This is a genomic window from Streptomyces sp. NBC_00775 (assembly GCF_036347135.1).
In the GTDB taxonomy this organism is placed as follows: Bacteria; Actinomycetota; Actinomycetes; order Streptomycetales; family Streptomycetaceae; genus Streptomyces; species Streptomyces lutosisoli.
Genome location: NZ_CP108938.1, coordinates 8,342,493 through 8,354,076 on the forward strand (window position 1 = coordinate 8,342,493; position 11,584 = coordinate 8,354,076).

The 11,584-nt window shown below is 70.1% G+C and carries 11 protein-coding genes; 5 read left to right on the forward strand and 6 right to left on the reverse strand.

All coding sequences use genetic code 11. The annotated features are described in order from the left end of the window. Positions 1-27 precede the first annotated feature (27 nt). Together ectA and OIC96_RS37030 are read right to left on the reverse strand one after the other, a co-directional pair. On the reverse strand, positions 28-573 hold the full coding sequence (gene ectA, locus OIC96_RS37025; RefSeq protein ID WP_330303648.1) for a diaminobutyrate acetyltransferase: 546 nt from the start codon (positions 571-573) through the stop codon (positions 28-30). A 656-nt stretch (positions 574-1,229) separates the two neighbouring features. Then, positions 1,230-2,351, reverse strand: a complete 1,122-nt coding sequence (locus tag OIC96_RS37030; RefSeq protein WP_330303647.1) for a pyridoxal-phosphate-dependent aminotransferase family protein — start codon at positions 2,349-2,351, stop codon at positions 1,230-1,232. A gap of 186 nt (positions 2,352-2,537) precedes the next feature. Here OIC96_RS37030 and OIC96_RS37035 point away from each other — a divergent pair, with 186 nt between their 5' ends. Genes OIC96_RS37035 through OIC96_RS37050 form a run of 4 tightly spaced genes read left to right on the forward strand, consistent with a single transcriptional unit; the run spans position 2,538 to position 6,146 of the window. Then, a complete protein-coding gene (locus tag OIC96_RS37035; RefSeq protein ID WP_330303646.1) occupies positions 2,538-3,395 on the forward strand; it encodes a transporter substrate-binding domain-containing protein in 858 nt (285 codons plus the stop codon). Continuing rightward, entirely contained in the window at positions 3,392-4,225 is an 834-nt protein-coding gene (locus tag OIC96_RS37040; protein WP_327427753.1) for an amino acid ABC transporter permease, read from the forward strand. Before OIC96_RS37035 ends, OIC96_RS37040 begins: the two co-directional genes overlap by 4 nt. Then, positions 4,222-5,019, forward strand: coding sequence for an amino acid ABC transporter ATP-binding protein (locus tag OIC96_RS37045; RefSeq protein WP_330303645.1), 798 nt, complete (start codon positions 4,222-4,224; stop codon positions 5,017-5,019). Before OIC96_RS37040 ends, OIC96_RS37045 begins: the two co-directional genes overlap by 4 nt. 35 nt (positions 5,020-5,054) lie before the next feature. Beyond that, on the forward strand, positions 5,055-6,146 hold the full coding sequence (locus OIC96_RS37050; protein WP_330303644.1) for an amidohydrolase family protein: 1,092 nt from the start codon (positions 5,055-5,057) through the stop codon (positions 6,144-6,146). Positions 6,147-6,233: 87 nt separating this feature from the next. Here OIC96_RS37050 and OIC96_RS37055 read toward each other — a convergent pair whose 3' ends face one another. After that, positions 6,234-7,508: a serine hydrolase domain-containing protein gene (locus OIC96_RS37055; protein ID WP_330303643.1), complete on the reverse strand. Its 1,275-nt coding sequence runs from the start codon at positions 7,506-7,508 to the stop codon at positions 6,234-6,236. Between the two features lie 381 nt (positions 7,509-7,889). Here OIC96_RS37055 and OIC96_RS37060 point away from each other — a divergent pair, with 381 nt between their 5' ends. Next, the gene (locus OIC96_RS37060; protein ID WP_330303642.1) at positions 7,890-8,798 is read left to right on the forward strand and encodes an SCO1860 family LAETG-anchored protein; all 909 of its coding nucleotides are present in this window, start codon (positions 7,890-7,892) and stop codon (positions 8,796-8,798) included. Between the two features lie 146 nt (positions 8,799-8,944). Here OIC96_RS37060 and cobC read toward each other — a convergent pair whose 3' ends face one another. Genes cobC through OIC96_RS37075 form a run of 3 tightly spaced genes read right to left on the reverse strand, consistent with a single transcriptional unit; the run spans position 8,945 to position 11,584 of the window. Then, the gene (cobC, locus tag OIC96_RS37065; RefSeq protein WP_330303641.1) at positions 8,945-10,030 is read right to left on the reverse strand and encodes an Rv2231c family pyridoxal phosphate-dependent protein CobC; all 1,086 of its coding nucleotides are present in this window, start codon (positions 10,028-10,030) and stop codon (positions 8,945-8,947) included. Then, entirely contained in the window at positions 10,020-10,958 is a 939-nt protein-coding gene (locus OIC96_RS37070) for a sirohydrochlorin chelatase (RefSeq protein ID WP_330303640.1), read from the reverse strand. Before OIC96_RS37070 ends, cobC begins: the two co-directional genes overlap by 11 nt. Then, positions 10,955-11,584, reverse strand: coding sequence for a precorrin-8X methylmutase (locus tag OIC96_RS37075; RefSeq protein ID WP_330310048.1), 630 nt, complete (start codon positions 11,582-11,584; stop codon positions 10,955-10,957). Before OIC96_RS37075 ends, OIC96_RS37070 begins: the two co-directional genes overlap by 4 nt.

The following is an 11,584-nucleotide window of genomic DNA, read 5'->3' on the forward strand; positions in this document are numbered from 1 at the left end:
GGGGGGAGAGACGGAGATCGTGGGGGATCACCGGGAGAGGGGGCCGATGCAGTACAGCACTTCGGGATCGTGCTGTCCGTCGGGGAACTGCCCCGCCTCGAACAGCACTCCGCGCTCGACGCTCGCGCCGTGGCGTCGCGCGTACGACGTGAACAGGCGCTCGGAGGCGGTGTTGCCGGGCGTGATCGTGGTCTCGACGGTGTTCGGCGCGTGCTCGCTCTCCTCGGCGACCCGTGCGGTCAGCCCGTCGAGCAGCGCCGCGGCGAGCCCACGCCCGCGGTACGCGCCGTCGACGGCCACCTGCCATACGACCAGCGTGCGCGGGCGCTCGGGCCGGATGTACCCGGTGACGAAACCGACGGGCGTGCCCTCGGCGTCGCGCGCCACCGCCGACGTGCCGGCGAAATCACGGCACCAGAGCAGATAGCTGTACGAGGAGTTCAGGTCGAGGGTTCTGGAGTCCTTGGCGATACGCCAGAGCGTGGCCCCGTCGGCCACCTCCGGACGGTCGATCCGAAGGCCCTCCGGCATTTCCAGGAATTCCGCTTGCAGGTTTGCGTGTGCGGCGGTCATGCGGATGGAATTTACCGACCGAAAGTTCAAATTGCATCGCCGGTCAGGGTTACGCGCGGCGTGCCTATATGTTATCGCGCGCCCGCGCCTGGACGCACGAATAGGCGGCGCTAACTCCCCTTTTGTCCGGGAAATAAGGGAGGAAGCGGACGTGCTGTGGAGTGCGTCACAGTCACGTAATGCTCACGAGATCTGCCCGAATTACGTTGGTTGGCGTTCGCGAAATCTTTGCGTTTAGGTACCCGGAAAGCGGGCAGGAGAATATGGGAAGCTGTGCTGAACTAATTACTGGATAGGCGGGTGGGGGATCCCTTTTTCCTGCGGGATCCACGCCGGAGTTTTTTCACCCCCGCCGCCCCTACCCGTCCCATCCTCCAGGGGCTCCGCCCCTTCGACCCCGTTCGGCTGTGTTTCGTCTGCGGGCCGGTGGGGGTTGCTCGCGCAGTTCCCCGCGCCCCTGAAGGCGCGGGGCTTCGCCCCGCGATGCCCCGCCCGCCCCGGTTCGTTCGTCTGCGGGCCGGTGGGGGCTTGTCGCGCAGTTCCCCGCGCCCCTTTTAGGGGCGCGGGGAACTGCGCAATCTTTTAGCGGGGGTCTGGGGGCGCAGCCCCCAGGGATGGGACGGGTAGGGGCGGCGGGGGCGAAGAACGCTCGGGCCTCAGCCCCACGCCCCCGCCACGGCCCGCCGCGCCCCCTCCAGATCCACCGACACCCCGAACTCGCCCAACGCCGCCCCCAGCCCGGCAAGGCTGGAGTGCACCACACCCCGCGTAGCGTCAGGCCCGTAGTGGTTCACCCGGATCATCGAGTTCGCGAGCGCACCCCCACCCGCGACCAACGGAAGCCCCGGATCCGCAGCCACCGCCTTCGCGACCACCGAAGCCGCGTCAATCCCCACCGGCACCCGCAACGTCGTAGCGACAGGCGCCGCATCGGACGCGGCGTACACGTACGGCTCAAGCCCGCCGCCCAGCGCGACGGCCCCGGCCCGCGTGGCCGCCGCGGCGGCGGCGTGACGGTCCATCACCGCGTCGAGCCCCTCCCCCTCGATGCGCTCGACACACGCCTCCAGCGCCAGCATCTCCAACTGCGCCGGAGCGTGCAGCAACGCCTTGCGGCCGCCGTCGACCCACCGCTCCTTCCAGTCCAGCAGCGACAGGTACGACCGCCGCGGCGCCGCGGGATTGGCGGACATCCGCGCCCACGCCCGCTCGCTCACGGACACCGCCGACACCCCGGCGGGCCCGCCCATCGCCTTCTGCGCCCCGATCACGCACAGGTCGACACCCCACGCGTCCGGCAGCACCGGCTCGGCGCCGATCGACGCGACGGCGTCCAGGTAGAAGAGGGCGCCGTGCTCCCGTACCACCTCACCGATCTCGGCGACCGGATTGGTGTTCCCGGTGGCCGCCTCCGCGTGCACGAGCGACACGAAGTCGATCGAGGGGTGCTCGGTGAAGGCCTCGCGGATCTGCGCGGCGGTGACAGCGGTGTGGAAGGGCACCGCCAGGTCGATCACGGTCGCCCCGCAGTCCCGCAGCCAGTCCCCGAAGGTCTGCCCGTACGGACCGGTGATGACGTTGAGTGCGGTCGTGCCGGGCCCGGCCGTCGCGCGAATCGCCCCCTCAAGGGGGAGCAGCGCCTCCCCTTGCATGATCACGACGTCCTGCTCGGTGGAGAGCAGCCGGGCCACGCGGTCCTCGATCGACGCGAAGTGCGCGGCGCTCAGCGGCGTCAGGTCCAGGAGGGGATGGGTCACGGCGGTGCTCTCTTCGCTCACGGGTTCCAGGTACGCGGGCGCGCTCCGGCGTGCGGGCGCGCGGAACCGAGCGTATCCGGCGATGCCCAGGGCCCCCTCATGGATAGGGATCTAAGCCCGGACGGCCCAGTGACCATCGGATTGATTTGAGGAAGTCAAACCTTTCCTTATAATCGGAACCCATAGTTCCCTCACAGGAGGTCCCTAGTGAACCCCGAGCGCACGGTCCCGGGACGCCGGACCCGCATTCTGGCCGCCACCACCGCGACGGCCGGGCTGCTGCTCGTGGCCGGCTGCTCCTCGGACAGCGGAGGGGGCAACGCCACCGCCAGTGGGGTCCCCGTGGTCAAGGCGGGACAGCTCACGACCTGCACCCACCTCCCGTACCCGCCCTTCCAGTCGGAGATCGACGGCAAGGTGCAGGGCTTCGACGTGTCGATGATCGACCTGGTGGCCAAGAACCTCGGCGTGAAGCAGGAGATCGTCGACACGCCCTTCGAGAACTTCAAGACGGGCGCGTTCCTGAACTCCGAGCAGTGCGACCTCGCCGCGGCCGGCATGACGATCACTCCCGAGCGCAAGAAGAACGTCGACTTCTCCGACCCGTACTTCGACGCCACCCAGGCCGTCCTCGTCGACAAGAAGAGCGGCGTCACCTCCCTCGCCGATGTGAAGGCGAAGGGCAAGAAGCTCGGTGCCCAGGCGCAGACGACCGGCGAGGACTACGCGAAGAAGCAGGGCTTCGACCCGGTCTCCTTCGAGTCCTCCGACGCGGTCCTCAGCGGTCTGCGCAGTGGCCAGGTGCAGGCCGTCATCATCGACTACCCGGTCGTCCAGGGCTGGCTCAAGGACAAGGCGAACGCCGACGCCTTCAAGGTGGTGGACAACCTCAACACCGGTGAGCAGTACGGCTTCACGGTGAAGAAGGGCAACACCAAGCTCCTCGCCGCCATCAACAAGGCGATCAAGGACGCGAAGGCCGACGGCACCTACAAGAAGCTCTACGAGCAGTGGATCGGCCCGTACGACGCGTCCGCGGCCGCCGCCTCCCCGTCCGCCTCATGAGCGGTGCCGACGCACAAGTCCAGCCCCGCAAAACAGGATTGACCCGGCGTCAGAAGCGCGCCCTGTCACGTGGCGCGCAGTACGTCGTCTTCGTCGCCGTCGTGATCGCCTTCGCGGTCACGGCCGACTGGGGGCGTCTGAAGAACCAGTTCGCGCAGTGGGACCTGGTCAAGCAGATGTTCCCGGACGTCATCACGCTGGCGCTGAAGAACACCGTGCTCTACACGATGTCCGGCTTCGTCGTCGGTCTCGTGCTCGGCATGGTCATCGCCCTGATGCGGCTGTCCCCGGTGGGCCCGTACCGCTGGGTCGCCGGCATCTACATCGAGATCTTCCGCGGCCTGCCCGCCCTGCTGATCTTCGTCTTCGTGGGCGTCGCCGTGCCCCTCGCCTTCCCCGGTACGGAGATCCCGGGCGGCACATACGGCAAGGTGGCGCTCGCGCTCGGACTGGTCTCGGCCGCGTACATGGCCGAGACGATCCGCGCGGGCATCCAGGCGGTGCCCAAGGGGCAGATGGAGGCGGCCCGTTCGCTGGGCTTCTCGCATGCGCGGGCCATGGTCTCGATCATCATCCCGCAGGCGTTCCGCATCGTGATCCCGCCGCTCACCAACGAACTCGTCCTCCTCTTCAAGGACTCCTCGCTGGTGCTGTTCCTCGGCGTCACCCTGGAGGAGCGCGAACTCACCAAGTTCGGACGCGACTTGGCCAGCCAGACCGCCAACTCCACGCCGATCCTGGTCGCGGGCCTGTGCTATCTGCTGGTCACCGTGCCCCTCGGATTCGTCGTACGCCGCCTGGAGGCCAAGGCCGGGGAGGCCACCAAGTGAGTACGTCCCAGACGCCGGAGGTCCAGGTCAAGGACCTGCACAAGTCCTTCGGTGACAACGAGGTCCTGCGCGGCATCGACCTGGAGGTCGGACAGGGCGAGGTCGTCTGCGTCATCGGCCCTTCGGGGTCCGGCAAATCGACCCTCCTGCGCTGCGTGAACCTCCTTGAGGAGCCCAGCAAGGGCCAGGTCTTCGTCGGCGGTACGGAGGTCACGCACCCGGACGTCGACATCGACGCCGTACGCCGCCGTATCGGCATGGTCTTCCAGCAGTTCAACCTCTTCCCGCATCTGTCGGTGACCGAGAACCTCACGCTGCCGCAGCGCCGGGTGCTCAAGCGGGACAAGGCCGAGGCCGCCCGGACCGCCGCCGAGAACCTCCGCCGCGTGGGCCTGTCCGAGAAGGCGGACGCGTACCCCTCGTCCCTCTCCGGCGGCCAGCAGCAGCGCGTCGCGATCGCCCGCGCGCTCGCCATGGGCCCCGAGGTCATGCTCTTCGACGAGCCGACCTCGGCGCTCGACCCCGAGCTCGTCGGCGACGTACTCGCCGTCATGCGCAGGCTCGCCGACGAGGGCATGACGATGATGGTCGTCACCCACGAGATGACCTTCGCGCGCGAGGTCGCCGACCGGGTCGTCTTCATGGACGGCGGCGTGATCGTCGAGGACGGCACGCCCGCACAGGTCATCGGCAACCCGAGCCACGAGCGCACCCGCCACTTCCTGTCCCGGCTCCTCGACCCGGCGATGGCGGACATGGAGAACACGGAGGAAGAGGCCGAAAAGGGCCCGTAGCGCCTCGCCGTTCGGCACGAATTAAGGTGCGGTGCATGAGCGATCGCGCGGTGCTGCACGTGAAGGGACGGGTGCTCGTCGGGCCCGACGACGTCCGGGACGAACTGTGGGTCGTCGGCGGGAGAATCGCGTACGAGCGGCCCGCCGGCGCCCGTGACGTCCGTACCGTCGAGGGCTGGGCGCTGCCCGGCCTCGTCGACGCGCACTGCCATGTCGGGCTCGACCACCACGGCCCGGTCGCGGAGGACGTCTCGGAGAAGCAGGCACTCACCGACCGCGAGGCCGGCACCCTGCTGATCCGGGACGCGGGCTCGCCCTCCGACACCCGCTGGATCGACGACCGCGACGACCTCCCGAAGATCATCCGCGCGGGCCGCCACATCGCCCGCACCCGCCGCTACATCCGCAATTACGCGCACGAGATCGAGCCGGAGGACCTGGTCGCGTACGTCGCCGACGAGGCCCGGCGCGGCGACGGCTGGGTCAAGCTGGTGGGCGACTGGCTCGACCGCGGCACCGGCGACCTGGGCGCCTGCTGGCCCCGCGACGCCGTCGAGGCCGCGATCGCCGAGGCGCACCGGCTGGGCGCGCGGGTGACCGCGCACTGTTTCGCGGAGGACTCGCTCCGGGACCTGGTCGAGGCGGGCATCGACTGCGTCGAGCACGCCACGGGCCTCACGGAGGACACCATCCCGCTGTTCGCCGAGCGCGGGGTCGCGATCGTCCCCACGCTCGTCAACATCGCGACCTTCCCGGGGCTCGCGGACGGCGGGGAGGCGAAGTTCCCGCGCTGGTCGGCGCACATGCGACGGCTGCACGAGCGGCGCTACGACACCGTGCGCGCCGCCTACGACGCCGGAATCCCCGTCTACGTCGGCACGGACGCCGGCGGCTCACTGGCCCACGGACTGGTCGGCGCCGAGGTCGCCGAGCTCGTCACCGCCGGCATCCCGCCCGTCGAGGCGCTGTCGGCCACCACCTGGGGCGCACGGCGGTGGCTGGGACGGCCCGGCCTGGAGGAGGGGGCACCCGCGGACCTCGTGGTGTACGAGGGCGATCCGCGCGCGGACGTACGGGTGCTGGCGGCTCCGCGGCGGGTCGTGCTGAACGGACGGGTGATCGGCTAGGCACGCGGCAGGGACCAGGCAGGGACCAGGCAGGGACCGGGGTTCCGGGTCGTCGCGTCGACGGCCGGAACACCCGGTCCGCTACGGTCATTGGGCCGCGGGCTGTGCGGGCAGGTTGAAGACGTGCTGCGGGCTGATGATCTTCGTGATCGCCTGGCCGACGAGGGTGCTGGGCTCGATGATCTTCTGATAGTTGATGTCGGTGTTCAGCACCACGACGAGGGTCGCCCGCGCCGACGGAAGATAGATGGTCAGGGTCTCGTAGCCCGGCAGCGAGCCGTTGTGCCCGATCCAGCCCTGGACGTTGAAGATGCCGAGGCCGTACCCGGCGCCCTTGATTCCGGTCGGGGGCGTCGTGAGCCGCTGCTTCTGGGTGGCGGGGCTGATCATGGTGGTGCCGTCGGGAAACACGCCCGTGGCCACCGTGGGCGCCCAGACGCGCAGATCATCCAGAGTGGAGATGATCGCGCCGGCCGCCCAGCCCCAGGAGGGGTTCCAGTCGGTCGCGGTCTCGACCTGCCCGCTGGCGGTCTGGTCCGTGTACCCCTGCGGGTGCGGGGCCGGGAACGCCGCGTCGGTCGGGAAGACCGTGTGATTCAGTCCGGCCGGAGTGAGGACGTTCTTCTTGATGTAGTCCTGAAGCGGCTGACCGCTGATCTTCTCGACGACCAGGCCGAGCAGGATGAGGTTGGTGTTGCAGTAGTAGAACTTCTCGCCCGGCTGGAACAGCACGGGATGCTTGAACGAGTAGTCGAGCAGCTGCTGCGGGGTGAACGGCGCCCGAGGATCGGTCGTCAGCGCCTTGAAGAAGCCGGGATCCTCGGAGTAGTTGAAGAGTCCGCTGCGCATTCCGGCGAGGTTGCGCAGTGTGATCTTGTCTCCGTTGGGCACACCGTCGATGTACTTGCTGATCGGATCGTCCAGGCCGATCTTTCCCTCGTCGACCAGCTTCAGCAACGCCGTCACGGTGAAGGTCTTGGTCTCGCTGCCGATCCGGATGTACATGTCCCGCGCCATCGGCTCGCCGGTGGCCTTGTCGGCGACCCCGAGCGACCGGACGTAAGTCCCCTGGTCGGGTGTCCACACCCCGAACGTCACCCCGGGGATGTTCGCCTCCCGCATGACCTGCTGCACGGTGGCGTCGAGTTGCCGTTCCACGGCGGGGGTGAGCGTACGGACGCCGGTCGCGGGCGAGTCGGACGGGGACGGTGAGGGCGGTTCGGTGGAGGTGACGGCGGTCGCCGTGGTGTGCGTCGGCGCGGGTGCCGCGAAGGCGGTTCCACCCGCGAGCGGCGCTATGAGCGTCCCCATCGCCATGGCGCTGACGGCCCCCCTGCGCAATCGTGTCGACGAGTGCGGCATGGGCCTACTCCAAGCACATGAGTGCTGAAAGACATGGGCCGCGAGGCCCTGTAACACCAGCATAGGAGCGCTGCCGCACGGACGCCTGTCGGGCGGCGGGGACGGTGCTCGGCTTGACGGAACGTGACGCGCCGCGGGCTCAGCTCGTTGAACACCTTTCAGCACGTTGTCCGGAATCCTCGCCCGTGCGCTGGAATGTCACCGGCGCATTCGCGTCAGGGCAGTTGAACAGGTGACGGCAGCGAACATCCGTGCCGCGATATTCGAATTCATTCACGGAAACCCCACGTTGGAGTGAAGTCGCGTCAGGTTGCTGACTGTTCACTCTCAGTGCGTAATTCTTGCCGGGTCCCAAGCTTGTCTCTTACGGGGGTCCCACCCTTGAACAGCAACAATTTCCGCATGCCCGCACGCCGTTTGACCGCCACCGCGGCGGCGACCGTCCTCGCCGCCGGTCCCGTGGCGCTGGCTGGCGCGGGCTCCGCTCACGCGACCACCGACCATGGTCGTGCCGGCGCCGTCGTGCTCCGCACCGGGCTCGATGTGTCCCTGCTCAACAAGACGGTGAACGTGCCGCTCGCGGTCTCCCTCAACGAGGTGCGGGCGCCGCGGAGCGCCCGGAAGACCGCGCTCACCGCCCAGTTGGACGGCGTCGACGGTGGGCGTCCGTTCAGTGTGCTGCGCGCGGACGTCGCCACCGCGAAGGCCACGGTGTCCGCCGGGAAGGCCGAGGGGTACACGCGTCTCGCGCACGCGGCGGTCCATATTCCCGGGCTGCCGCTGCTGTCGCTCATCGAGGTCGAGCAGGTGACGTCGAAGGCGACGTGCGAGGCGGGGAAGAAGCCCGTCGCCGGCTCGAACCTTCTCGGCTCGGTCACTGTCCTCGGCAAGAAGGTGACGCTGTCGGTGGGCGGGCCGACCGTGGTGACGGTGCCGGGGGTCGGTGAGGTGCGGCTCGATCTCTCGAAGACCGAGACCACCTCCCGTACGGCGGCCGCGTCCGCGCTCGAACTCAAGGTGTCCGTCAACCCGTTGAAGCTGAATGTGGCTGAGGTCGAGGGGACGGTGACACTGGCCGGGGCGACGTGTGAGTCTCCGGCTGCGCCGGCCGTCGAGTCGGGCAAGCCCGCCGATCCGGTGTCCGATGTGAAGCCCCAGGGGGCTGCGGGGGAGGCCGGTCTCGCGGAGACCGGGGGGAGTTCCGTGACGCCGTACGTCGCGGGTGGGGCGGTTGCCCTGCTGGCGGCGGGAGGCGGAGCGCTCGCCCTGACGCGCCGCCGCCGGCCCTGACCGCCGGAGCGCGGTTGTGTGTCGTCTGCGAGTGGGTGGGGGCTGGTCCAAAGGATTGCGCAGTTCCCCGCGCCCCTTTTAGGGGCGCGGGGAACTGCGCGAGCAACCCCCACCGGCCCGCAGCCGGCGAACTACCCAGGGGTGCCTCAGCCCGCTGTCACCGTTACCGCGCGGTCCAGTGCCTGGAGGAACCGGTTGACGGTCGAGCGGTTCCGTACCGCCACCCGCAGCCACTCCTCGTCGAGCCCGGGAAACGTGTCCCCGCGCCGGACGGCGAAGCCGAGGCCCCGGAGGTGGCGCCGTACGGCAGCGGCGTGAGGGAGGCGGATCAGGACGAAGGGACCCTCCGCGGGTTCCACGACCCGCAGCCCGTCCTCCTCGAACTCCTTCAGCCCGGCCACGAGATGCGCCCGATCGGCGGCGATCCGGTGCGCGGCATGCGCGGCCTCCGCCAGCGCCTGGGAGGACATACAGGCCTCGGCGGCGGCGAGGGCGGGCGTGGAGACGGGCCACAGCGGCTGCGCGCGCTCCAGCTCGGTGATCGTCTCGGGGTCGGCGAGGACGTAGCCGATGCGGAGCCCCGCCAGCCCCCACGTCTTCGTGAGGCTGCGCAGGACGACGAGGCCGGGCACGTCCGTCCGGCCGGCGAGCGCCTCCCGCTCACCCGGCACCGCGTCCATGAACGCCTCGTCGACCACCAGCACCCGCCCGGGCCGGGCGAGTTCGGCGATCGACGCGGCCGGGTGCAGCACCGACGTCGGATTGGTCGGATTGCCGATCACGACGAGATCCGCGTCCTCGGGGACGGCCGCGGGGTTCAGCCGGAAACCGTCCTCCTCGCGCAGCAGCACGCGGTCGACCGTGTGCCCGGCGTCCCGCAGCGCCGCCTCCGGCTCCGTGAACTGCGGGTGCACGATGACCGGCTGACGCACCTTCAGGGCGCGCGCCAGCAGCACGAAGGCCTCGGCGGCGCCGGCCGTGAGCAGCACCCGCTCCACCGGCAGCCCGTGTCGCGCGGCGACCGCGGCCCGTGCGGCACGCCCGTCCGGGTAGGCCGCGAGCCCGAGCCCGGTCAGCGACGCGGCGATCCGCTCACGCAACCACGGAGGAGGCGTGTCCGCACGGACGTTCACGGCGAGATCGGTGAGCGCGGAACCGTCGTCGCGCACCTCGGCGTCACCGTGGTGACGCAAATCGTGCGCGACGCCCTCGCCCTCCCCCTCAGTTCGCATGCGAGTGAGGGTGCGAGTGCGTGTGACCACCGTGGTGTCCGTGGTGGTGGTGACCGTCGTCGTCCGGGTGGAAGTGCGGCTGCTGGGGGAGCCCCACCTTGTCCTCGAAGCCGGGCAGGGCGATCCGGTAGACGCAGGAGTCGCAGTTCATCCGGACGTCGCCCTTGACGGCCTCCCGGTAGCGCTCCATGACGAGGTCGAGCAGCTCCGGCTCCGGACCGATCACGTCGGCCGACCGCACCTCGACGTCCGGGTGCGCGGCCGCCCAGCCCTCGGTCTGCTGCCGTACCCGGTCGGGGAGGATCCCGGTGAAGAGGAAGTACGGCAGGACGACGATCCGGCGGGCGCCCAGCTTCACACAGCGGTCAAGGCCCGACGGCACGTCCGGCGCCGCCAGCGACACGAACGCCGTCTCGACACCCGCGTACCCCCGGCCCTCCCACAGCAGCCGTGCCGCCTTGTGCACCTCGGCGTTGGCGTCCGGGTCGGTGGAGCCGCGGCCGACGAGCAGCACGGTCACATCGGCCCGGTCCTCGGGCGTACGGACCGTACCGCCGAGGGCCTCGTCCAGCCGCCGTTCCAGGACGGCCAGCAGCGACGGGTGCGGGCCCAGCGGACGCCCGTAGGTGTACGAGATCCCCGGGTGCCGCTCCTTCTCACGGGCCAGCGCCGCCGGGATGTCGCCCTTGGCGTGCCCGGCGGACACCAGCATCAGCGGCACGGCGGCGAAACGCCGTACCCCCTGCTCGACCAGCTCGGTCACGGCGTCACCCAGCGGCGGCGGCGACAGCTCGATGAACCCGCCGGCGACGGGCAGTTCGGGGTGACGGCGCCCCAACTCCCGTACGAAGTCACGGAAGGCCTCGGCTCCGGCCTCGTCCCGGGTGCCGTGTCCGGCGATGAGCAGGGCGGGGGCAGGGGTGGTCACGATTTCTCCTTGACGGACGGTGAAGCCTTGGCGGCCTGTGAAACGGGGTGGTACAGAAGGGCGTTGAGCGCGGCGGCGGCGACCGCCGAACCGCCCTTCTCGGACACGTTGCTGACCGCGGGCAGCCCGCTTTCGCGGAGCGCGGCCTTCGACTCGGCCGCGCCGACGAAACCGACGGGCAGACCGATGACGAGCGCGGGCGAGGCGTCCAGTGTCAGCAGCTCCTCCAGGGCGGTCGGCGCGCAGCCGATCACCCAGAGGGCCCCCGGGCCGACCTCCTCGTACGCGAGCCGGATCGCGTGCGCCGAACGGGTAAGGCCGGGGCCGGACTTGGCGCCCTTCAGCCGGCAGACGGTGTCGCGACGCGTGATGCCCGCCGCGACCATCTCCACGTCCACCACTACCGGCGCCCCGGCGTGCAGCGCGGCGTGCGCCTTCTCCAGGGCGCCCTCGTCCGTGACGAGGTCGCTCGCGTAGTCGAGGTCGGCGGCGGAGTGGATGACCCGCTCCACCACCGCGCGCGTCAGCGGCGCGAAGTGCGAGGTGTCCAGGCGGGCGCGCAGCCGCCGGAAGGACTCCTGCTCGATGGGGTGCACGACCCGGCTCTCCGGGAACACCTGGCTCAC

Excerpts from the sequence above, each read along its gene's own strand:
- OIC96_RS37050 (WP_330303644.1), top strand. The coding sequence starts at position 5,055 with ATGAGCGATCGCGCGGTGCTGCACGTGAAGGGACGGGTGCTCGTCGGG.
- OIC96_RS37040 (WP_327427753.1), top strand. The coding sequence starts at position 3,392 with ATGAGCGGTGCCGACGCACAAGTCCAGCCCCGCAAAACAGGATTGACC.
- ectA (WP_330303648.1), bottom strand. The coding sequence starts at position 573 with ATGACCGCCGCACACGCAAACCTGCAAGCGGAATTCCTGGAAATGCCG.
- cobC (WP_330303641.1), bottom strand. The coding sequence starts at position 10,030 with ATGCGAACTGAGGGGGAGGGCGAGGGCGTCGCGCACGATTTGCGTCAC.
- OIC96_RS37055 (WP_330303643.1), bottom strand. The coding sequence starts at position 7,508 with ATGCCGCACTCGTCGACACGATTGCGCAGGGGGGCCGTCAGCGCCATG.